We start from the raw sequence: 20,875 nt of genomic DNA, 5'->3' as shown, positions 1-20,875 counted from the left end.
TGCAACAATCCTTAGAGGAACTTGCTCATCACGCCCGCAGTGTCGAGCATGCGGTTCGAGAAGCCCCATTCGTTGTCGTACCACGAAAGCACACGGACCAGCTTGCCTTCGAGCACGGCAGTCTCAAGGCTGTCGATCGTCGACGAATGCGAATCGTGGTTGAAGTCGATCGAAACCAGCGGCTCTTCGGTGTAACCCAGCACGCCCTTGAGCGGGCCTTCGGCAGCAGCCTTGAGCAACGAGTTGACCTCTTCCAGCGTCGTGTCGCGCTTCGGCGTGAAGGTCAGGTCGACCACCGAAACGTTCGGCGTGGGCACGCGGATCGAAGACCCGTCGAGCTTGCCCTTCAGGTCGGGCAGAACTTCGCCAACCGCCACGGCAGCGCCGGTGCTGGTCGGGATCATGTTCATCGCCGCAGCGCGCGCACGGCGGGGATCGCTGTGGATTTGGTCGAGGATCTTCTGGTCGTTGGTGTACGAATGGATCGTGGTCATCAGACCGCGCTCGATACCGATCGATTCATGCAGCACCTTGGCCATCGGCGCGAGGCAGTTGGTGGTGCACGATGCGTTCGACACGATCTTGTGATCGGCAGTCAGCTTGTCGTCGTTCACGCCGAACACGACGGTCAGGTCGACGTTCTTGCCTGGAGCCGAGATCAGCACGCGTTTGGCGCCTGCATCAAGGTGCTTCTGACCGCCTTCGCGGTTCGCAAAGAAGCCGGTGCATTCCATCGCGATGTCGATCCCGTTGGCGGCATGCGGCAGATTGGCGGGATCGCGCTCGGCGGTCACGTGGATGCGCTTGCCGTTGACGATCAGATCATTGCCATCGACCGAGACGTCGCCCGCGAACGCGCCATGCACGCTGTCGCGCTTGAACAGCAGCGCGTTGGCCTTGGCATCGGCCAAGTCGTTGATCGAAACCAGCTCAAGGCCGCAATCGGGCCGCTCGAGGATGGCGCGGGCCACGTTGCGCCCGATACGTCCGAAACCGTTGATTGCTACCTTGATCGCCATGCCAAGTTCTCCTGTTGAATTTACGAAATCCGCGAAAGTATCTGCGGGACAATCTTGTCAGTCGTAAGACCGAAGTGTTCGAACAAAACCTCAGCCGGAGCCGAGGCACCGAACGTATCGATACCGATCGTCAGTCCGTCGCCAACGTACTTCTGCCAGCCCAGCGTAACGCCGGCCTCGATCGAGACCTTGAGCGTGTCGGCGGGCAACAGGTCGGCGCGATAGTCCGCATGCTGCTCCTCGAACAGCTCCCAGCACGGTACAGACACCACGTCCGCGCCGATGCCCTTTGCTTCAAGTGCTGCGGCGACGTCCATCGCCAATGCCACTTCCGAACCGGTTGCCAGCAGCACGACCTTGCGCGCGGCTTCGGCTGATACAAGCCGATAGGCACCCTTGGCGCTCTTCATCTCGGCATCGAAACGCACCGGCGGCAAGTTCTGGCGGGTCAGCGCCAGCACCGACGGACGGTCCTTGTTAGCCAGCGCCAGCGCCCAGGCCTCAGCCGTCTCGATCGCATCGGCGGGGCGGAACACCAGCAGGTTGGGGATCATGCGCAAGGACATGACATGCTCGACCGGTTGATGGGTCGGGCCATCTTCGCCAAGCCCGATCGAATCATGCGTGAACACATAGACCACGCGCTGATGCTGCAGCGCCGACATACGCACCGCATTGCGGCAGTAGTCCGAGAACATCAGGAACGTGCCGCCGTAAGGGATTACACCCCCGTGCAGCGCCATGCCGTTCATCGCCGCCGCCATGCCGAATTCGCGGATGCCGTAATAGACGTAGCGCCCGTCGTAGCTGTCGGGCGTGAACGGCGCAGTCGACTTGGTCTTGGTGTTGTTCGATCCGGTCAGATCGGCAGACCCGCCGACCATTTCGGGCACTTTGGCGGTCAACGCCTCAAGCGCCATCTCGCTCGACTTGCGCGTCGCCACCTTGGGCGGATTGGCGATCAGCGACTGGACATAGGCGTCATAGCCAGTGTCGGCCGGCAGTTCGCCCGACATCCGCCGCGCCAGTTCAGCCGCTTTGGCATTGCCCGCAGCGCGCGCTTCCCACGCCTCGCGAACAGACTTGCCGCTTGCACCAGCAGCGCGCCAGTTAGCCAGAATATCAGCCGGAATCTCGAACGGAGCCGCAGTCCAGCCCAGATATTCGCGCGCAGCGGCGATTTCATCCGCACCCAACGGCGATCCGTGGACATTGTGCCCGCCCTGCTTGTTCGGCGCGCCCTTGCCGATGACCGTGTGGCAAGCGACCAGCGACGGACGAGGGTCAGCGTCGGCCTCGGCCAGCGCACGCTCGATGTCGGCAAAATCATGCCCGTCACACGACGTCACGTGCCAACCGCTTGCGGTATAGCGGCCCAGGATGTCTTCGGTCGTCGAAAGCGAAGTATCGCCGTCGATGGTGATCTTGTTGTCGTCCCATAGGACATTCAGGCGGCCCAGCTTCAGCGTGCCCGCCAGACCGATCGCCTCATGGTTCAGGCCTTCCATCAGGCAGCCGTCACCCGCGACGACCCAGGTCTTGTGATCGACGAGCTCGTCACCGAACTGCGCATTCAGATGCCGCTCGGCCATCGCCATGCCCACCGCCATCGCCACACCCTGACCCAGCGGCCCGGTGGTGCATTCCACGCCTTCGAGCAGGAAGTTCTCGGGGTGACCCGCGCAAGGGCTAGTTAGCTGGCGGAAGTTGCGGATGTTGTCCATCGTCGGCGCTTCATAGCCGGTCAGGTGCAGCAGCGCGTAGATCAGCATCGAGCCGTGGCCCGCCGACAGCACGAAGCGATCGCGGTCGGACCACTTGGGTGCCGACGGATCGTGCTTCAGAAACTTCGTCCACAGAACCGTCGCCACATCGGCCATGCCCATCGGCATACCCGGGTGGCCCGAATTCGCAGCCTGCACAGCATCCATTGCAAGCGCGCGGATCGCATTGGCCATAGGCGCCAATGTCTCGGTGGATTCGCGTGTCATGCTTGTAGAAGCCCTTCCTGATCGTGCAGCCCGCAGCGACCTTCAGCCCTAATTCCGATGATTCGGGGTCGCGTCTCTTTGGTCACGACGACCCGCACGGTCAAGGCTGGCGGGCATGTCAATGCGCGTCCACAGCTGTTGTGGCGCGTTATCCTACGCGACGATGCGCCTTGCTGTTGCGATAAGCCGGACATGTGCTAGCGTTCGTGCCCATGGTGACGGAAGCATTGGACGCGGCGCTCGACAGGCTGGAGCATGCCCTTGCGGCAGCCGAGAGCGCAATTTCAGCCAGAGACGAGAGTGCCGGAAAGGAACTCGCGATTCTCAAGGTGCGCCATCGCAAGCTCAAGGAAACCGTCGCGCAGGAACTTCGCCAGCTCGACCTCCTGCTTGCTGGTCTTCCCAAATGAGCAACGTCAATCTGATCATCGCCGGACGCCCGACTGCGGTCTCATGTGCGGCAGGCGAAGAGTCGCATATCGAAATGCTCGGCCGCATGATCGACGAACGCGCAAGGCGGATCGGCGGCGCGCAGAGCGAGTCTCGCACGCTCCTGTTCGCCGCACTGATGCTCGCCGACGAACTGCATGACGCCCACCGTGAGGCTCCCGCCACCGCTGCGTCGCCGCCCACTTCCACTCCAGTCTCCCAGTCGATCGAGGAAAGCGCGATCGAACGGCTGGTCGAACGGGTCAATCAAATGGCCGAGCGGGTCGAAAAAGTCAGGCAAGCCCTTGAGCAAGGTCCGGTAAGCGCCTAGATAGGGAAGTGACGGGATCTGCCCGGCACGAGCCGCATGAATATCCCTGAGGCTATAAGCAATCCAAGGGGGTTGTCCCTGCCTTTGACCCTGGTCTTCGGTACACGATCCCCACCTGACGTCGAGGCGTCGGAGGATTTTCCGAGCTAACGACCCACGGTGGGCCCGTCACCCTCCCCCTTCTCTCCCTGGAGCATTGCGTGGACCCGAAAATTGCGCTGCGCAAAGATCTCAGAGCGCGGCGCAACGCCCATGTCGCCAGCCTCGATCCGCGCGTCAAAGCCCTGATGTTCATGCGCCCGCCCTCGCCCGTCGTGGCGATGGTGCCCGCAGGTGCCACGGTCGGCCTCTATCTCGCAGGCCCCGCCGAAGCCCCTGCCACCGCCTACGCGCGCTTCTTCCACGAGGCGGGCCACAAGGTCGCACTGCCATGGTTTTCCGGGCGCGATGCCCCGATGATCTTCCGCGAATGGGCCTCCCCGTGGATAGACGATCTGTTGGTCCCCAGCCCATGGCAAGGCATCGTGCAACCCTCTGACGACGCTCCGGAACGCGTCCCCGATGTGCTGTTTATGCCCCTCGTCGGTTTCGACGAGAACGGCGGCAGGCTCGGTCAGGGCGGTGGTCACTACGACCGCTGGCTCGCCGCGCACCCGGCGACCACAGCCATCGGCCTCGCATGGGATTGCCAGCTTGCTGCCGAATTGCCCCATGAGCCCCATGACCAACCCCTCCACGCCGTGGTAACGCCGACGCGGATCTACGGACCTTGGGAGAACGCTGCGTGAGCCAGGACTATCGCCCCACCTGGCGCAAGCCGATCGGAATCATCCTGCTGATGCTGGCACTTGTGCTTTACGCCGCAGCCATCGCCGCGTTCTCGGGCACGATCGGGCAGTGGCACGTGGCAGTCCAGACCGTAGTCTACATCGTACTTGGAGTAGCCTGGCTGCTCCCGCTACGCCGCTTCCTGATCTGGATGGAAACCGGCCGCTGGGGCTGAAACGCCCGTGCCGTGAAATTCCCCAAGGTGGCGCGAGTGACGGGACTTGAACCCGCGACCCTCGGCGTGACAGGCCGATACTCTAACCAACTGAGCTACACCCGCTCGCCCCTTGGGGAGCCGCGCATCTATGGCAGGCGTGGCAGGCTGTCAACACGCTGAAAGCCGGAAATGCCCGACCAGATCGTACCAGGATCTTGCCATCACCCATTAGCGCCGCATACCCTCCCCGCTGCGACTAACTTCGCCTAAAGGCTCAATAAGTCTCGCTCCCCTCCCTTAAGGGAGGGGTTGGGGGTGGGTTTCCTACATAAGTCTAATTTACTGAAACGAACGCAAAGAAAAAGGCGCCCGAAAGCGCCTTCTTCATCTTCCCAATGGCGCGAGTGACGGGACTTGAACCCGCGACCCTCGGCGTGACAGGCCGATACTCTAACCAACTGAGCTACACCCGCTCACCCTTGGGAGCGCCGCCTCTATGGCAGTCGCCGGAGGCTGTCAACGCTGATCGTGCAGCATTTTGCCGACCTGCGCAAAAACGTGGTGAACCGCCGTTAACCGCGTTTTAGCACCCCTGTGCGACAAGGCCGCTACGCACGAATTGGGTCGTGCGGGGGCCTCCGCGATGATTGCACGTTCCGTTGTTCTTGGCGCAACCGGCGCGACAATGCTCTGCGTTCCGACCGCAGCACAAGCCGCCGACCAGGTCCGCTTCGCCAGCGACGTCTTCGTCGAACGCTTCGTCTCAACGCCCGGCGGCGGCACGGCCCGCATTCTTGAACGCGCCGACCGCCTGACGCCCGGCGACCGCGTGATCTTCATCGTCAACTGGACCGCAGCCCGCGCCCGCACTTTCACGGTCACCAACCCCATGCCCCGCGCCATAGCCTTCCAGCGCAGCGGCGATGGCGACGAGGAAGTGTCGGTCGATGGCGGACGCAGCTGGGGAACGCTGGGTGATCTGCAGGTGCGCGACGGCGACGGCAACCTCCGCCTTGCTTCACCCGAAGACGTCACCCACTTGCGCTGGAGAGTCCCAGGCACACGCGGCAGTGGGCAACTGACCTATCGCGGCGTAGTACGCTGAAGCCTCAGCACTTCTGGTACTTCCAGTTGCGGTGCTTGCCCTCGCCGATCCACTCGACCGACTGCGCGATACGCTTGTCGCGCGTGGCATCAGTCTTCGCCTCGGCAACCCACTCGATATATTCGCGCCGATAACCCGGCGGCATTGCGTCGAACCGCGCGCGCACATCGGCACCATCAAGCGCTGAGGCAAACGCATCAGGCATTTCCGGCACCGGTTTGGGCGCTGCCTTGGGCGCCTTGACGGCAGGCTTGGCTAGCCGCTCGACCGCCGCCCGAACCTTGGCCTCGATCTCCTGATCCGGTGGCATGGCATCCAGTGACGCGATCTGTCGGAACTTGCCGGTCCCGCCCGCTTCCTCGTCGTGATGAAAGAAGATCGACACGTGCTTCTTGAACGCGGCCATTCCCGCCATGTTGCGTCCGCCGAGCGTGAAGTGCGGCATGCCCCACTTTATCGCCTCCTCGCACTCCGGTACGACGCGATGCACGATCGCGCGGAAATGCTCGAGGATCGGCTTGGCGAAGTCGCCCGCCTTGGCGATATGCTCGTCGATACGCGGTTCAAGCGTCGCCATTGCTCCCTCCGACAGGATCAATCCGCCAGCAGCAGCACCGGCGTCTCGATCAACTTCTTCACCGCCTGAACAAAGCTTGCCGCGTCGTATCCGTCAACCACGCGGTGATCGCAACTGATCGAGATATTCATCAGCTTGCGCCTTTCGATGCGCTCGCCGCCCATCCCGTCGCTCACGAACATCGGCCGTTCGATGATCCGGTTCGGTCCGATGATCGCGACTTCGGGGCGATTGATCACCGGAGTCGTCGCCACGCCGCCCAACGGCCCGAGCGAGGTCAGCGTCAGGGTCGATCCGGAGAGCTCGTCGGACTTGGCAGTGCCGCTCCGCGCCGCCTCCGCCAGTCGCCCGATCTCGCGCGCAAGCTGCCACAAGTTCAGCCCTTGCGCATTGCGAACCACCGGCACCATCAGCCCCGCAGGCGTCTGTGCCGCGATCCCCAAGTGCACCGCACCATGCCGCGTCACTACGCCCGCCTCGTCGTCGTAGCGTGCGTTGATCATCGGGAATTGCGGGATCGTCCGACAGATCGCAGTGATCAGCAGCGGCAGCATGGTCAGCTTGGGCTTGTCCCCGCGCGCCGAATTCAACTGTTCGCGCATGACCTCAAGCGCAGTCACATCGCACTCCTCGACATAGGAGAAGTGCGGGATATGCCGCTTGGACGCTGCCATGTTCTCGGCAATGCGGCGGCGCATGCCGATGACCTTGATCACCTCGTCGCCGCGCTCTGCGCCGGCCGACCGGTAGCCGCCCTGCGCATTGTAGCTCAGGAACTGGTCAAGGTCAGCGTGGCGGATACGCCCTTCCTCGGACGGACGGACTTCGGAAAGATTGATCCCAAGATCGCTCGCCCGCTGGCGCACGGCGGGACTGGCCAAGACCTTGCCACCACCCCCGTTCGTGTCGAGCGAAGTCGAGACACTCTTGCTGGGCTGGGCGTTGGTGCTTGTGGCTGGCGGAGCGCGCGGTGTCTCGACTTCGCTCGACACGGACGGCTCTGCGGCTGGTTCGGGCGTGGTTTGCGGACCAGCAGCCTCAACCCTCGCCACATCGCCCGCGTCGGGATTCTCCGCCTCGATGCGCTCTTCAACAAGCTCCGCTCGTCCTGAGCCTGCCGAAGGACCATCGCTGACGTCACCCTCCCCCTCGGTCTCGATCACCACCAGCGCCGATCCGATCGCGATAACATCGCCGACCTCACCCGCGACGGAAATGACTCGCCCGGTCACCGGGCTCTCCATCTCGACCGTCGCCTTGTCGGTCATCATGTCGGCAATTCGGCCATCTTCCTCGACCAGATCGCCGACCTTGACGTGCCACGCGACGATCTCGGCCTCGGCGATGCCCTCACCGATGTCGGGCAGGCGGAATGTGTAATTTGCCATGGGGATCAGGCTTTCGTCAGACGGTCGATGGCCTCGCCGATGCGGACCGGGCCGGGGAAATAGGCCCATTCGAGGCTATGGGGATAAGGCGTGTCGAAGCCGGTCACGCGTTCGATCGGCGCTTCGAGGTGATAGAAGCAGCGCTCCTGCACCAGCGCCGACAGTTCCGCGCCGAAACCGCAGGTCCGCGTCGCTTCATGGACGATCAGACATTTGCCGGTTTTTTCCACCGACTTTTCCACCGTCTCGATGTCCAGCGGGACGAGCGAGCGCAAGTCGATGATCTCGGCATCGACGCCCTTCTCGGCGCAGACCGCTGCGGCCACGTGCACCATCGTGCCATAGGCCAGCACGGTGAACGCCTGCCCCGGGCGGACGATGCGCGCTTTCCCCAAGGGGATCGAGTAATATCCGTCCGGCACGACGCTGTCGTCGTGCTTCGCCCAGGGCTCGACCGGCTTGTCGTAATAGCCGTTGAACGGACCATTGTAGATGCGCTTGGGCTCGAAGAAGATCACCGGATCGTTGTCCTCGATCGCCGCAATCAGCAGTCCCTTGGCATCGTGCGGCGTCGACGGGATGACCGTCTTGATCCCCGAAACGTGGGTGAACAGCGCCTCCGGACTCTGACTGTGCGTCTGCCCACCGAAGATGCCGCCACCGAAGGGAGAGCGTACCGTCAACGGCGCGATGAACTCACCCGCCGACCGGTAGCGCAGCCGCGCTGCCTCCGACACGAGCTGGTCCAGCCCCGGATAGATGTAATCGGCAAACTGGATCTCGGGCACGGGGCGCAGGCCATAGGCGCCCATCCCGACCGCGACCCCGATGATCCCGCATTCGCTGATCGGCGTGTCGAACACGCGAGTCTTGCCGTGCTTCTTCTGCAGCCCCGCCGTCGCGCGGAACACGCCGCCGAAGTAGCCGACATCCTCGCCCATCACGACGATGTTGGGGTCGCGCGTCATCATGATGTCGAGCGCGTCGTTGATCGCCTCGATCATGTTCAGGCGACGCGTGGGTGCGTCCTGCAGCGAAACCGGAGCTTCTTCCACGATCATCTAAGCCCCCTCTTCTTCAGAGGAGGGGGTTGGGGGTGGTACAGTCCCGAGCACAGTGCCCGATCGGCACCACCCCGCTGCGACTAGGTCCTGCTTCGCAGACCCAAGTCTCGCTGCCCCTCCTCTGAAGAGGAGTGGGGAAATGCGTTCCACGATCATGACTCTTTCCATTCCGGCCATTTGATCCGGCGCTCGCGGATCGCCTGCTCGCTTTGTTCCTTGAGGTGCCACGGCAGTTCCTCGAACACATCCTCGAACATCGTATGGAACGGATGATGCAGGCCGTGGCCGAGAATACCGTTCTTTTCGGCCTCCTTGGTCGCGGCCTTCACGTGATCCATCAGTTCACGGTCCATCGCGTCGTGCTGCTCGTCGGACCATTCGCCTAAAGCGATCAAGTGGCGCTTCAGCCGCATGATCGGATCGCCCAGCGGCCATTCCTCGCGTTCCTGCGCCGAGCGATACTGGCCGGGATCATCAGACGTCGAATGCCCCTCGGCACGATAGGTGAAATGCTCGATCAACGTCGGCCCACCGTTCGAGCGCGCGCGATCAGCCGCCCAGCGCGTCGCGGCGTAGACCGCCAGCGGATCGTTGCCATCGACGCGTATGCCGGCGATGCCATAGCCAATCGCGCGCGCCGCAAATGTGGTGCGCTCCGCACCCGCAAACCCCGAAAAGCTCGAAATCGCCCACTGGTTGTTGACGACGTTGAAGATCACCGGCGCATTATAAACCGCAGCAAAGGTCATCGCTGCGTGAAAATCGCCTTCAGCAGTCGAGCCTTCGCCGATCCAGGTGGCCGCAATCCGGCTGTCACCCTTGATCGCGCTGGCCATCGCCCAGCCCACGGCTTGCGGGTACTGCGTGGCAAGGTTGCCCGAGATGGTGAAAAACGAATAGTCGCGCGCCGAATACATGATCGGCAGCTGGCGACCCTTCAGCTTGTCGGCGCGGTTCGAATAGATCTGGTTGACCATCTCGACCAGCGGATAGCCGCGCGAGATCAGGATGCCCTGCTGGCGGTAGCTGGGGAACACCATGTCATCGTCGGCCAGCGCCATTGCGGGCGCGACCGACGTCGCCTCCTCGCCGGTGCACTTCATGTAAAAGCTGGTCTTGCCCTGGCGCTGCCCGCGATACATGCGATCGTCGAACGCACGGGTAAGTGCCATGGTGCGAAGCATCCGCCGCAGCGTGTCGGCATCCAGCTTGGGGTCCCACGGTCCGATCGCGCGATGGTCCTCATCCAGCACCCGAACCATGTCGAGGCACAGCGGATGGGTCTCGGCCGCAACGCAACCTTCGTCGGGCCGCGCCTGCGCGCCAGCAGCCGGGATCGCAATGTGCGAATAATCGACCGCATCCCCCGGCCGGAACTTCGGCTCGGGCACGTGCAACGACAGGGGCGGCAGGTTGCCGCGCGCGTTTGACGTCATGATGGAAACGCCTGCATCAGTTGACTCTCCCGCGAGGAAGCGACCGGTTGAACCCGAATCCGCCGCGACGCAATATTCCAGACACGTGTTATTTTATTTCACGCGCCTTTCCGAGTCAATCAGCGTGATCAGACTGCGACCGGGGCGCTCAACTGCCCTTGTGGCGCGTATCCGGTCACTTCGAAATCCTCGATCCGGTAGTCGAAGATACTATCCGGGCGACGCACGATGGCAAGCCGCGGATCGCCGTGTGGTTCCCGGGAAAGCTGCGCCTCGACCAGATCGGCGTGGTTGAGATAGAGATGCGTGTCCCCGCCCATCCACACCAGTTCGCCCGGTTCCAGATCGCATTGCTGCGCCAGCATCCGCAGGAACAGCGCCCCACCCCACAAGTTGAACGGCAGCCCCAGCGCGACATCGCAACTGCGCTGGTAAAGCAGCCCGTTCAAGCGGTTGCCGCTGACGTGAAACTGGTATGTCTTGTGACACGGTGGGAGCGCCATCCGGTCCAGCTCGGCCACGTTCCAGCCTTCGACGATATGGCGGCGACTGCCCGGATTGGTCCGTAACGATTCGACGACCTGCGCCACCTGATTGACGCCCGCCGCTCGCTGGCGGAACAGGCCTTCGCCGGCCGGCTCGAACACCGGCCAATCGACCCACTGCTTGCCGTAGACCGGGCCGAGATCGCCCCACTCGGCTGCGAACGCAGCATCCGCGACGATCCGATCCGAAAACGCCTCGCGGCTGATGCCTTCGCCACTCGCCTTGCGATATTTGTCGAGCGGCCAATCGGTCCAGATCTGCACGCCTTGCGCGCAGAGCGTCCGGATGTTGGTATCGCCGGTCAGGAACCACAGGAACTCGCGCGTCGCTGTCTTCCAGAACACGCGCTTCGTGGTCAGCAGCGGCATCCGCCCCTCGGCCAGATCGAACCGCAACTGCGTTCCAAAGACGGATCGCGTCCCCACGCCCGTCCGGTCCACCCGCTCGTCGCCCTGCTCCCAGATCCGGCGCATCAGGTCGAGGTATTGCCATTCGGGATGACGCGCGGAATCAGCAGATGAAGCCATCATCCAGCCCTACCGCGACCACCCACCCGAAGCAAAATCGTGCCCGCAAAAAACTTGTGCACCCTTCTTGCCAGCCCGGGAACTGCTTCGTATAGCGCGCCCCTGCCTTGCGGCCGGGTAACTGGCTGCTGATCGGTCGGGGAATAGCTCAGCCTGGTAGAGCACTGTCTTCGGGAGGCAGGGGCCGGAGGTTCGAATCCTCTTTCCCCGACCAAATCACCCTATTCAAGGCACGTCCTTGTTACACGCACTGGGCCGCCGACGGGAACGTCGGCGGCCTTCGCGCTTTCAGCCAGCAGTCCTCTCATCCGGAGCGCCTCATGGCCGATACTTACGCCGACGCAATCGTCAAACTCGAAGCCGATCACGACCGCATCGAAGCCCTGTTCGAAAAAGTCGACAAGGCTGAGGGTGACGAGAAACAGCGGCTCGGCATCCGCGTGGCGGGGCTCGTCAAGATCCACATGGCCCTCGAAGAAGAGTTTCTCTACCCCGCGCTGCGCGGCAATGGCCATGATGACAAACTGACCGAGGGCCTGGTCGAACACGACACCGGCAAGCTGATCATCAACGATGTCCTTTCGCCCGACACGGACACCGATTCCTTCGGCCCAAAACTGCAGGTGCTGGGCGAGCAAATGGAGCATCACCACAAGGAAGAAGAACAGGACGGCAAAGGCGTGTTCTGGATGGCGCGCAACGCGCACATTGATCTGAAGGCCATGCTCAAGGACATGGAAGCGCGCGAGGCCGAGTTGCAGGCGCAGGTTGCCGAGGACGATCTGCCCGCAGCGGACATGAATTACGTCGAGGTGTCGGAAAGCAGCTGAGTCAGGGTCTGGCCTTGCCTGCGATGAGGCGTTTCCCACCGGGGGATGAACCGTTTTGCAGGCTCGGGCAGCCCCGAAAATACCCGCATTCGCCGCAAGCCCGATGGAACCTGCGTCATAGCATCCCATTGTTACATCACTATTTGTGCAACAATAAGGATCGCATAGTGATCAACAAGACAGCATTCATCCTCTCGTGCGCAGCGCCGCTTGCGCTTCTTGCAGTGCCTGCATCGGCGCAGGCGCAGGCACCTGCGTCCACCGCAAAAGCCGCCGCAGCATCCGTGACGGTCGGCGCGACCGTCTACGACACATCGGGCGCCGAAGTCGGAAAGATCAAGAGCGTCACGGCACCAAACTTCGTCATCGACACAGGCACGACCACGGCGACCCTCGCGCTCACCTCGCTTGGCACCAGCCCCAAGGGTCCGGTGCTTGCCATGTCGAAGGCAGATCTCGATGCCGCCGCGACCAGGGCTGCGGCTGACGCATCGGCCGCGCTGGCTTCATCAATCGTGGTCGGGGCCGCCGTCCACGCGTCGGACGGCACAACCGCGCTCGGGAAGATCGCCGAAGTTGCCGAAGCCGACTTCGTGCTCGATACCGGCAAGACCAAGGTCAAGCTGCCCAAGTCGTCGGTTGCCCAAGGCAGCGCGGGCCTGATGATCGGCATGACCGCGCAGGAATTTGCCGACGCCACCGCCAGCGCGGGTAAATCCACCGTCGGCAAGTAAAATTCGTCAGGGAGCGGGCGGCGCGTTTTCCCCCTTTTCGCGCCGCCCGATCTCGCTCAACCCCCGCGCAGAAGTTGGACGCCCCAGTCGCGTTCAAACAGATACAGCAGCAAGCGCGCTGCTTCCCCGCGCGGTGATGAAAGTCCCCCATCACGCTCCATCAGCAATCGCGCATCGTCGTGCGCCAGCGGCAGCAGCCGCGCGATCTGCTCGAAATCCGCAACCTTGAACGGCGTATCACCTGATTGCCGCGTTCCGAGCAACTCGCCGCCCCCGCGCAGCCGTAGATCCTCTTCCGCCAGCCGAAACCCGTCCTGCGTCTCACGCATCAGCGCCAGCCGCTCGCGTCCGGTTTCGGACAGCGCGTCGCCACGCAGCAGCAGGCAGGTCGATTGCTGACTTCCCCGCCCCACGCGTCCACGTAGCTGGTGCAACTGGGCCAGCCCGAACCGCTCGGCCTGTTCGATCACCATCAGCGTAGCGTTGGGCACATCGACGCCCACCTCGATTACCGTCGTCGCGACCAGCACCTTGGCATCGCCCCGCGCAAACCGCTCCATCGCGGCATCCTTGGCTTCGGGTCGCATCTGTCCGTGGACCATGACCACGGTATCGCCGAACCGCTCCTTCAGCGCCGCGTGGCGCGCTTCGGCAGCAGCGATGTCCTCGTTTTCCAGTTCGCGCACCATCGGGCACACCCAGTAGGCCTGCGCGCCCTTGTCGATGTGGCGCCCGATCCCATCCACGACATCGGCCAGCCGCTCCAAAGCGATCACCCGCGTGTCGATCGCCTGCCTCCCGGGGGGCATCTCGTCGAGCCGCGAGACGTCCATCTCGCCATATTGTGCCAGAGTCAGCGTGCGCGGGATCGGCGTTGCGGTCATCGCCAGGCAGTGCGGAGCGCGCCGGGCCTTCTGCGTCAGCATCAGGCGCTGGCCCACGCCGAACCGGTGCTGTTCGTCGATCACGACCAACGCCAGGTTGCGATAGGCGACCGTGTCCTGAAAGATCGCATGCGTCCCCACGCAAATGTCGATGGAACCGTCGATCAGGCCCATCAGGATCGATTCGCGCGCCTTGCCCTTGTCGCGCCCGGTCAGCAGCGCGATGTTCACACCCGTTCCAGCCGCCATCCGCGTCAGTGTTTCGGCATGCTGACGTGCCAAGATCTCGGTCGGCGCCAGCAGAGCCGCCTGCCCGCCCGCCTCGACCGCGATCAGCATAGCGTGGAGCGCGACCGCGGTTTTGCCCGACCCGACATCGCCCTGCAGCAGCCGCAACATCGGCGCACCTTGCGCCACATCACCCTCGATCTCGGCAATCGAGCGCACCTGCGCGCCCGTCAGCGCGAACGGCAGGTTCAGCTTCGCCCGGATGCGCCCATCGCCATGCAGCGGCGTTCCCTGCCGCGCGCGATTGCTCTGCCGCACCAGCATCAGCGCCAGGCTGTTGGCCAGCAGTTCGTCGTAGGCCAGTCGGTCGCGCGCGGCAGGGTGTTGTGCCTTGTGCGCTAGCGGCAACGCCTCGTGCCAGCGCGGCCAGTCCATCTTCGCCGCCAGCCCCGGCTCGATCCATTCGGGAAGTTCGGGCAGCTGCGCCAGTGCCTGCTGCACCAATCCGGCCAGCCGTCCCTGCGTCATCCCGTCCGAAAGCGGATAGACCGCCTCGTTCAGCTGCCCCAGCATCCCGGCACTGTCTTCGCTGACATGATCGGGATGGACGATCTGCCAGGTCTGCCCATACTGGTCGAGCCTGCCTGCCACCCAGCGCTTCTCACCCAACGGCAACTGCTTCTTGCCCGAGTAGGCCGCCCGCCCGAAATAGGTGAGCGCGACATAGTTGCCTACCGCATCCTCGGCCAAAACGCGGAACGGCCCGCGCCCCGCAGCCTGCTTGTAGTCGCGCGGAGTCAGGGCAATCACGATCTGCTCGCCGATGCCGCCCTCATCGAGGTTCGCCACGGCCCGCCGTGCCACGAACCGGTCGGGCAAGTGATAGGCCAGATCCCGCACCCGCGTCAGTCCCAGCTTGTCCAGCGGACGCGCCAGCCCCGGGCCGACGCCTTTCAGGCTGCCGGTCTCGGCGAACAGCGGGTTGAGGACGTCGGGGCGCATTTGGCGGACATAGGCGGAACGCAGGCCATTCGCCAATGCCACACGAGCCGAAATCTACGCCAATTTTTGACCCAACGCATGGATCCGAGTGCCAATTGCGCGCTTCGTTCGTTCAGTACCGACAGATACAGGAGTCCAATACGATGTTGATCCCCCATGGCGCCGTCATCGCCCTCGTCGACGGCGAGGACTGGCAGGTCTTCCGCAATGCCGGAACCGAGGCCACGCCTGAACTGACCGCGTTGCAAACCCCCGAACTCGTCGAGGAAAACTTCGGTTCGGGCGGCCGCCACGCGACCAGTTCCGCCAATCCCTCGGGCAATCAGCGTGACGAAGACGCCCATGCCGCAGCCGTTGGCGAATGGCTCAACAAGCAGGTGCAGGATCACAAGATCGAGCAACTGGTCGTCATCGCCACGCCGCGCACCTTGGGCGAACTGCGCCACTATTACAGCAAGGCCGTCCAGAGCGCACTCCTCGGCGAACTGTCCAAGGACCTGATCGGTCGCCAGCCAGCCGACATCCTCGCCGCGCTGCAGGCGAAGTAAGCCTCACGCCATCCCGGCGCTCCGGCGTCGGGATGGTTCGGCGATGAACCCAAGAGTAGGCCGCCCCGGCTTGTTTCGCCGCGCATATCGTCCTAACGGCACTGGCATGACCGACGCCCAGATCGCCCCCGCTTCCCTGCGCCGCCTGCACTTTCGCGCGTGGCACCGTGGCACGCGTGAGGCCGACTACATGATCGGCTGCTTCTTCGATCGTTTCCACGCGCAATGGACCGCCGCAGACATCGCGCTGTTCGAGGAACTGGTCGAGGAAGACGACGTCGAGATCATGGCCTGGGCGCTCGGCACCGAAGCGATCCCCGCCAAATACGCCGGCCCGATGATGGATGCGATGCGCAAGCTGGATTACGTCGAAATCCCGCGCTGATTTCAGCCCTCGCGCGTTAGACCAGCCATGCCCGATCTCAATCGCATCCTCTCGGCCAAGTCGCCGCTCACGCTGTCCTCGGTCGCACGCGGCGCGCAGCCGCTTGTTCTGGCCGATCTCGCGCGCGCGGCCAAGGGCCGCGCCATGTTCATCGCGGCCGACGAAGGTGCGATGCGCGCGATTACCGACAGCGCCGCCTACTTCGCACCCGACCTCGAGGTCATCGATTTCCCGGCTTGGGACTGCTTGCCGTTCGACCGTGCCTCGCCTGCGCTGTCGGTCAGCGCCCGCCGCTTGTCCGCGCTCCAGCGCCTGCAGCACAATCCCACGGGTCCGCAGCTTCTGGTCACCACGATCAACGCGGTCCTCCAGCGCGTCATCACCCCGTTCCGCGTGCGCGAATCTACGCGCCTGCTCACGCCGGGTGCAGAGATCGGCCGCGAAAGCCTGATCGCCCTGCTCCAGCGGCAGGGCTATTCACGCACCGATACCGTGGTCGACGCGGGCGAATACGCCGTGCGCGGCTCGGTCTTCGACATCTACCCCTCAGGGCTGGACCACGGCCTCAGGCTCGATTTCTTCGGTGACGAACTCGAAACGCTGCGTCTGTTCGATCCGAACACGCAGCGCTCGGTGCAGCCGGTTGAAACCCACTTGCTGCTCCCGGCCAGCGAAGCGCTGCTCGATGAAGACAGCATCAAGCGCTTCCGCACCCGCTACCGCGAACAGTTCGGCGCGAACGCGACCGGCGATCCGCTCTATCAGGCGGTCAGCGACGGTCGCCGCCTTGCGGGCATGGAGCACTGGCTCCCGCTGTTCGAAGACCGCCTCGTCACGCTGTTCGATCACCTCGGGCAAGCCGACCTCGTCCTGATCGACGCCTCGGCGATCAAGGCCGCCGAAGAGCGTATCTCCGACATCGCCGACTACCACCAGTCGCGGCTCGATACCTCGTCCAAGGCCCCCGGCAGCTACCGCCCGCTCGCCGAAACCGCGCTGTACCTGTCGCGCGACGAATTGGACCGCGCGGTCGCAGCCTGGCCGGTCCACCGCACGACGCTGTTCGCAGAGCCGGAATCCGCCCACGTCATCGACTTCGGCTTTAGCTCCAGCCACGATTTCACGCCCGAGCGCGCGGCCGCGACCAGCGGCGGCACGAACATCTATGAGGCCGCGTCCAAGTACCTGTCGGCGCTCGGCACCCGCGGGCGCAAGCCGATCATCGCCGCCTACAGCACCGGCTCGCGCTCGCGCCTCGCCTCGCTGCTGGCTGAGGCGGGCAAGATCGTACCGCAGATGGCCGATGGCTGGCAGGAAGCGCTTGGCCTTGCCGCATCGGGCAAGCCGGTGGCGGTCGTCCTCCCGCTCGAACAGGGCTTTGCTAACGATCAGATGGAGGTCCTGACCGAACAGGACATCCTTGGCGACCGCCTCGTCCGTCGCAAGAAGAAGCGCAAGGACGCCGACGCGTTCCTCGCCGAACTTTCCGCGCTCACCCCCGGCGATCTCGTCGTCCACATGGACCACGGCATCGGGCGCTACATCGGGCTTGAAGCCATTGCGGTCGGCGATTCCCCGCACGATTGCGTCCAGCTCGAATATTCCGGCGGCGACAAGCTCTACATTCCGGTCGAGAACCTCGATGTCCTCTCGCGCTACGGCTCCGAAAGCGACGGCGTCAGCCTCGACAAGCTGGGCGGCGAGGCGTGGCAGCGCCGCAAGGCCCGGATGCGCGAACGCATCCTCGAAATGGCCGGCCAGCTCATGGCCACCGCCGCGCACCGCGCCTTGCGGCAGGGCACGATCCTTCCGGTCGATCCCGCCAGCTTCGGTCCCTTCGTCGATCGTTTCCCATGGGACGAAACCGACGATCAGGAGCGCGCGATCGAGGATGTGCTGTCCGACATGGTCGAAGGCAAGCCAATGGACCGCCTCGTCTGCGGCGATGTCGGCTTCGGCAAGACCGAGGTCGCCCTGCGCGCCGCGTTCGTCGCCGCGATGGCCGGATCGCAGGTTGCCGTCGTCGCGCCGACCACCCTGCTCGCCCGCCAGCACTACACCAACTTCGTCGAACGCTTCAAAGGCTTCCCGCTCAACATCGGCCGCCTCTCGCGCCTCGTTCCGGCCAAGGAAGCGAGTGAAACCAAGGCGGGCCTTGCCAACGGCACGGTCGACGTCGTCATCGGCACCCACGCGCTGCTGTCGAAATCGGTCGACTTCAAGAACCTCGGCCTCGTCGTCGTCGACGAAGAACAGCGCTTCGGCGTTACCCACAAGGAAAAGCTCAAGGAGCTCAAGGCTGACGTCCACGTCCTGACGCTCACCGCCACGCCGATCCCGCGCACCTTGCAGATGGCGATGTCGGGCCTGCGCGAACTGTCCACGATCCAGACCCCGCCGGTCGATCGCCTCGCCACGCGCACTTACGTCATGCCATGGGACGACATGGTCATGCGCGAGGCACTGCTGCGCGAACACCAGCGCGGCGGGCAAAGCTTCATCATCGTGCCGCGCATCTCCGACATGGCCGATCTCGAAGACTGGCTCCGCCTCAACGTCCCCGAAGTCCGCTTCGTCACCGCCCACGGCCAGATGAGCCCGACCGAGGTCGAGGACCGCATGGGCGCGTTCTACGAAAAGAAGTACGAAATCCTGCTTTCGACCACGATCGTCGAAAGCGGCATCGACATTCCCTCTGCCAACACCATCGTCATCTACCGCGCCGACCGTTTCGGTCTCGCCCAGCTGTACCAGCTGCGCGGACGCGTTGGCCGCGCCAAGATTCGCGCCTATGCCTACCTCACGCATGACGAGAACATGGCCCTGTCCGAAGTCGCCGAAAAGCGCCTCAAGGTACTGGGCGATCTCGACAGCCTCGGCGCGGGCTTCCAGCTTGCCAGCCACGATCTCGACATCCGCGGCGCGGGCAACCTGCTCGGCGACGAACAGTCGGGCCACATCCGCGAGGTCGGCTTCGAACTCTACCAGTCGATGCTCGAAGACGCGATCCTTGCGGCCAAGGCGGGCGACATCACCCTTGCGCGTGAACGCAACGCGCTCAGCCCGCAGATCACGGTCGATGCCCCGATCATGATCCCCGAGGACTACGTGCCCGACCTTGCCGTCCGCATGGCGCTCTACCGCCGCATGAACGATGCCGAAAACCCCGACGCGGTCGAAGCGCTCGCCGCCGAGATGATCGACCGTTTCGGCCCGCTACCGCAGCCAACGCAGAACCTGCTCCGCCTGATCGAAATCAAGCGCCAGGCGATCAGCGCCAACATCGCCAAGATCGACGTCGGCGCAAAGGGTGCGCTGGTCAGCTTCCACAACGACAGCTTCCCCGACCCGATGGGTCTGATCGGCTACATCGAACGCCTCAACGGCATCGCCAAACTGCGCCCGGACAACAAGTTGGTCATCACCCGCGCGTGGGGCACGCCGGAAGGTCGCCTGAACGGTCTCGTCCAACTGACCAAAGGCCTGTCAGCCATCGTCAAGAAAGCCCGCAAGGCCACCTAGCGCAGCAGCGCGGCGATGTTCTCTGCAGGCAATGGCCCCGCACGCAGGAACCCCTGAAACGTGTCGCAGCCCTCTTCGGCCAGCACCGCAAGCTGGCTCTCGCGCTCGATGCCTTCGACCACGACCTTCTGCCCCAGCGCCCGCGCCATCGCCACGATCGCCTTGAGAATCGCACGGTCGCGCGGATCATGGTCGATGTCGCACGCCAGCGATGCATCCAGCTTCAACGTATCAACCGGCAACGCCTTGAGCGTCCGGAAGTTGGCATAGCCCGTCCCAAAATCGTCGAGCGCAATCCGCACGCCAAGGTCCGCCAGCTCGCCCAGCGCCCGCGCCGATCGCGCGAAATCGGCGACCAGCGCATGCTCCGTCACTTCCAGCGTCAGATTGGCCGGCGGGAAACCGGTCTCGTGCAATATTCCCCGGATGTCCGAAGCGAACGTCTCGTCCCCCAGATCCTCGGCCGTCACGTTGAGGGACAGCGGCAGCGCAACTGCCCACCCGGCCGCGATCCCCAGCGCTCGCCTGCCGATATGCCGCGAAAGCTGCGCCACGTGGTCACCCCGCTCGGCAATCGCGAACAGCGTCTCCGCCCCGATTCGTCCAAGTTGCGGATGATCCCACCGCGCCAGCGCCTCCACGCCCGCCAGGGTCCCGTCCGCCACGGCAAACTGTGGCTGGAACACCAGGCCAATCTCGTCACGCGTCATGGCGCCGATCAGATCCGCCTCAAGCCGCGCCGCACTGCGCCCCCGCGCCCGATGCGACCCATCGGCCCACAACACGCGCCGCCCGCTCTGCTGCTGCAGCGACGCCAGCGCCTGATCGAGCCTGTCGATCATCGACGCGCCGCGCTCGCCCGACTGCCCGCGCAACAGCGCAGTGCGCGGCGCAAGGTTGAGCACGTCGCCATGCATCGGCATCGCCCGGCCCACGGTCCTCGCCAGCGCCTCGGCCAGCCATTGCCAGCGTTCGCGGCTGGTGATCAGCGTGCTCGCGACAAGGAACTCACCCCCGGCAATACGCGCCACCAGTGCATCGGCACCAAGCTCTTCCGCCACGAAGTCCCTGATCCGCCGCGCGATCTCCGCCAGCGCCAGATCGCCACTGGCCTGTCCATAGGCGAGATTGACCGACCGGAACCTGTGCAGACCCACCAGCATCGCGTGGACGAAACCCTGCTCGCTCGCTCGGTCGAGCCAAGCCGAGGCCTGCGCCGCCCCCGGCAATCCGGTCAGGCGATCGCGCTGCTCGTTTGCTGCAGCAGGCGAAGAGAAGTCTTGGGGCATCGTGTGGCCATATCCTCCCAACCCTTGCCAAAGCGTTCCGCAGTTCGGCCACTAC

The 20,875-nt window shown here is 64.2% G+C and carries 19 protein-coding genes and 3 tRNA genes; 11 read left to right on the top strand and 11 right to left on the bottom strand.

The genetic code is table 11. The features are described 5' to 3' along the window. Positions 1–11: 11 nt before the first annotated feature. Entirely contained in the window at positions 12–1,019 is a 1,008-nt protein-coding gene (gene gap, locus GGQ88_RS11980) for a type I glyceraldehyde-3-phosphate dehydrogenase (protein WP_183613512.1), read from the bottom strand. A gap of 20 nt (positions 1,020–1,039) precedes the next feature. Next, complete coding sequence (tkt, locus tag GGQ88_RS11975; protein WP_183613510.1) at positions 1,040–3,010, bottom strand: transketolase; 1,971 nt, start codon at positions 3,008–3,010, stop codon at positions 1,040–1,042. Positions 3,011–3,222: 212 nt separating this feature from the next. Here tkt and GGQ88_RS11970 point away from each other — a divergent pair, with 212 nt between their 5' ends. The 4 genes from GGQ88_RS11970 to GGQ88_RS11955 all read left to right on the top strand — a co-directional run bounded on the left by GGQ88_RS11970 (position 3,223) and on the right by GGQ88_RS11955 (position 4,773). Then, a complete protein-coding gene (locus GGQ88_RS11970; RefSeq protein ID WP_183613508.1) occupies positions 3,223–3,420 on the top strand; it encodes a hypothetical protein in 198 nt (65 codons plus the stop codon). Next, positions 3,417–3,770 (top strand): cell division protein ZapA, encoded by a 354-nt coding sequence (gene zapA, locus GGQ88_RS11965; protein WP_183613506.1) that lies wholly within the window; start codon positions 3,417–3,419, stop codon positions 3,768–3,770. Before GGQ88_RS11970 ends, zapA begins: the two co-directional genes overlap by 4 nt. Before the next feature lie 200 nt (positions 3,771–3,970). After that, a complete protein-coding gene (locus GGQ88_RS11960) occupies positions 3,971–4,558 on the top strand; it encodes a 5-formyltetrahydrofolate cyclo-ligase (RefSeq protein WP_183613505.1) in 588 nt (195 codons plus the stop codon). Beyond that, on the top strand, positions 4,555–4,773 hold the full coding sequence (locus GGQ88_RS11955; protein WP_183613503.1) for a DUF2842 domain-containing protein: 219 nt from the start codon (positions 4,555–4,557) through the stop codon (positions 4,771–4,773). Before GGQ88_RS11960 ends, GGQ88_RS11955 begins: the two co-directional genes overlap by 4 nt. 28 nt (positions 4,774–4,801) lie before the next feature. On the opposite strand, the gene GGQ88_RS11950 is transcribed toward GGQ88_RS11955, so the two are convergent. Next, positions 4,802–4,878, bottom strand: a tRNA-Asp gene (locus GGQ88_RS11950). A gap of 273 nt (positions 4,879–5,151) precedes the next feature. Next, positions 5,152–5,228: transfer RNA gene (locus tag GGQ88_RS11945), tRNA-Asp, on the bottom strand. A 170-nt stretch (positions 5,229–5,398) separates the two neighbouring features. Between GGQ88_RS11945 and GGQ88_RS11940 the strand changes: the two genes are divergently transcribed. Next, positions 5,399–5,860 (top strand): hypothetical protein, encoded by a 462-nt coding sequence (locus GGQ88_RS11940; RefSeq protein WP_183613501.1) that lies wholly within the window; start codon positions 5,399–5,401, stop codon positions 5,858–5,860. 4 nt (positions 5,861–5,864) lie between these two features. Here GGQ88_RS11940 and GGQ88_RS11935 read toward each other — a convergent pair whose 3' ends face one another. The 5 genes from GGQ88_RS11935 to thyA form a co-directional block, all read right to left on the bottom strand. Continuing rightward, entirely contained in the window at positions 5,865–6,437 is a 573-nt protein-coding gene (locus GGQ88_RS11935; RefSeq protein WP_183613499.1) for a YdeI/OmpD-associated family protein, read from the bottom strand. 17 nt (positions 6,438–6,454) lie between these two features. Continuing rightward, positions 6,455–7,825, bottom strand: a complete 1,371-nt coding sequence (locus GGQ88_RS11930; RefSeq protein ID WP_183613497.1) for a dihydrolipoamide acetyltransferase family protein — start codon at positions 7,823–7,825, stop codon at positions 6,455–6,457. 5 nt (positions 7,826–7,830) lie between these two features. Continuing rightward, positions 7,831–8,886: an alpha-ketoacid dehydrogenase subunit beta gene (locus GGQ88_RS11925; RefSeq protein ID WP_183613495.1), complete on the bottom strand. Its 1,056-nt coding sequence runs from the start codon at positions 8,884–8,886 to the stop codon at positions 7,831–7,833. A 155-nt stretch (positions 8,887–9,041) separates the two neighbouring features. Next, a complete protein-coding gene (locus GGQ88_RS11920) occupies positions 9,042–10,325 on the bottom strand; it encodes a 3-methyl-2-oxobutanoate dehydrogenase (2-methylpropanoyl-transferring) subunit alpha (RefSeq protein WP_183613494.1) in 1,284 nt (427 codons plus the stop codon). Between the two features lie 128 nt (positions 10,326–10,453). After that, positions 10,454–11,398 carry a thymidylate synthase gene (gene thyA / locus GGQ88_RS11915; RefSeq protein WP_183613492.1) on the bottom strand — a complete coding sequence of 315 codons (945 nt, stop codon included), beginning with the start codon at positions 11,396–11,398 and terminating at the stop codon, positions 10,454–10,456. Positions 11,399–11,535: 137 nt separating this feature from the next. On the opposite strand from thyA, the gene GGQ88_RS11910 reads away from it, so the two are divergent. The 3 genes from GGQ88_RS11910 (at position 11,536) to GGQ88_RS11900 (ending at position 12,962) form a co-directional block, all read left to right on the top strand. Next, positions 11,536–11,612, top strand: a tRNA-Pro gene (locus GGQ88_RS11910). Positions 11,613–11,718: 106 nt separating this feature from the next. Then, positions 11,719–12,228: a hemerythrin domain-containing protein gene (locus GGQ88_RS11905; protein ID WP_183613490.1), complete on the top strand. Its 510-nt coding sequence runs from the start codon at positions 11,719–11,721 to the stop codon at positions 12,226–12,228. 167 nt (positions 12,229–12,395) lie between these two features. Beyond that, positions 12,396–12,962 carry a hypothetical protein gene (locus GGQ88_RS11900; protein WP_183613488.1) on the top strand — a complete coding sequence of 189 codons (567 nt, stop codon included), beginning with the start codon at positions 12,396–12,398 and terminating at the stop codon, positions 12,960–12,962. Between the two features lie 56 nt (positions 12,963–13,018). Here GGQ88_RS11900 and recG read toward each other — a convergent pair whose 3' ends face one another. Continuing rightward, entirely contained in the window at positions 13,019–15,076 is a 2,058-nt protein-coding gene (recG, locus tag GGQ88_RS11895; protein WP_183613486.1) for an ATP-dependent DNA helicase RecG, read from the bottom strand. A gap of 143 nt (positions 15,077–15,219) precedes the next feature. On the opposite strand from recG, the gene GGQ88_RS11890 reads away from it, so the two are divergent. The 3 genes from GGQ88_RS11890 (at position 15,220) to mfd (ending at position 19,531) form a co-directional block, all read left to right on the top strand. Next, on the top strand, positions 15,220–15,624 hold the full coding sequence (locus GGQ88_RS11890) for a baeRF12 domain-containing protein (protein WP_183613484.1): 405 nt from the start codon (positions 15,220–15,222) through the stop codon (positions 15,622–15,624). A gap of 106 nt (positions 15,625–15,730) precedes the next feature. Continuing rightward, positions 15,731–16,009 carry an FAD assembly factor SdhE gene (locus tag GGQ88_RS11885; protein WP_183613482.1) on the top strand — a complete coding sequence of 93 codons (279 nt, stop codon included), beginning with the start codon at positions 15,731–15,733 and terminating at the stop codon, positions 16,007–16,009. A 27-nt stretch (positions 16,010–16,036) separates the two neighbouring features. Continuing rightward, the gene (mfd, locus tag GGQ88_RS11880) at positions 16,037–19,531 is read left to right on the top strand and encodes a transcription-repair coupling factor (protein ID WP_183613480.1); all 3,495 of its coding nucleotides are present in this window, start codon (positions 16,037–16,039) and stop codon (positions 19,529–19,531) included. On the opposite strand, the gene GGQ88_RS11875 is transcribed toward mfd, so the two are convergent. After that, entirely contained in the window at positions 19,528–20,820 is a 1,293-nt protein-coding gene (locus tag GGQ88_RS11875) for a bifunctional diguanylate cyclase/phosphodiesterase (RefSeq protein ID WP_183613479.1), read from the bottom strand. The genes mfd and GGQ88_RS11875 overlap by 4 nt on opposite strands. Positions 20,821–20,875 lie beyond the last annotated feature (55 nt).

The sequence above is a fragment of the Novosphingobium hassiacum genome (genome assembly GCF_014196055.1).
Taxonomy (GTDB): domain Bacteria; phylum Pseudomonadota; class Alphaproteobacteria; order Sphingomonadales; family Sphingomonadaceae; genus Novosphingobium; species Novosphingobium hassiacum.
Note: the sequence above shows the minus strand (reverse complement) of the source record. Positions and strands in the feature narration are given on the sequence as shown.

Bases quoted from the DNA above. Each gene is read 5' to 3' on its own strand.
- gap (WP_183613512.1), bottom strand. From the start codon at position 1,019: ATGGCGATCAAGGTAGCAATCAACGGTTTCGGACGTATCGGGCGCAAC.
- tkt (WP_183613510.1), bottom strand. From the start codon at position 3,010: ATGACACGCGAATCCACCGAGACATTGGCGCCTATGGCCAATGCGATC.
- GGQ88_RS11970 (WP_183613508.1), top strand. From the start codon at position 3,223: ATGGTGACGGAAGCATTGGACGCGGCGCTCGACAGGCTGGAGCATGCC.
- zapA (WP_183613506.1), top strand. From the start codon at position 3,417: ATGAGCAACGTCAATCTGATCATCGCCGGACGCCCGACTGCGGTCTCA.
- GGQ88_RS11940 (WP_183613501.1), top strand. From the start codon at position 5,399: ATGATTGCACGTTCCGTTGTTCTTGGCGCAACCGGCGCGACAATGCTC.
- GGQ88_RS11935 (WP_183613499.1), bottom strand. From the start codon at position 6,437: ATGGCGACGCTTGAACCGCGTATCGACGAGCATATCGCCAAGGCGGGC.
- GGQ88_RS11930 (WP_183613497.1), bottom strand. From the start codon at position 7,825: ATGGCAAATTACACATTCCGCCTGCCCGACATCGGTGAGGGCATCGCC.
- GGQ88_RS11925 (WP_183613495.1), bottom strand. From the start codon at position 8,886: ATGATCGTGGAAGAAGCTCCGGTTTCGCTGCAGGACGCACCCACGCGT.
- GGQ88_RS11920 (WP_183613494.1), bottom strand. From the start codon at position 10,325: ATGACGTCAAACGCGCGCGGCAACCTGCCGCCCCTGTCGTTGCACGTG.
- thyA (WP_183613492.1), bottom strand. From the start codon at position 11,398: ATGGCTTCATCTGCTGATTCCGCGCGTCATCCCGAATGGCAATACCTC.
- GGQ88_RS11905 (WP_183613490.1), top strand. From the start codon at position 11,719: ATGGCCGATACTTACGCCGACGCAATCGTCAAACTCGAAGCCGATCAC.
- recG (WP_183613486.1), bottom strand. From the start codon at position 15,076: ATGCGCCCCGACGTCCTCAACCCGCTGTTCGCCGAGACCGGCAGCCTG.
- GGQ88_RS11890 (WP_183613484.1), top strand. From the start codon at position 15,220: ATGTTGATCCCCCATGGCGCCGTCATCGCCCTCGTCGACGGCGAGGAC.
- GGQ88_RS11885 (WP_183613482.1), top strand. From the start codon at position 15,731: ATGACCGACGCCCAGATCGCCCCCGCTTCCCTGCGCCGCCTGCACTTT.
- mfd (WP_183613480.1), top strand. From the start codon at position 16,037: ATGCCCGATCTCAATCGCATCCTCTCGGCCAAGTCGCCGCTCACGCTG.
- GGQ88_RS11875 (WP_183613479.1), bottom strand. From the start codon at position 20,820: ATGCCCCAAGACTTCTCTTCGCCTGCTGCAGCAAACGAGCAGCGCGAT.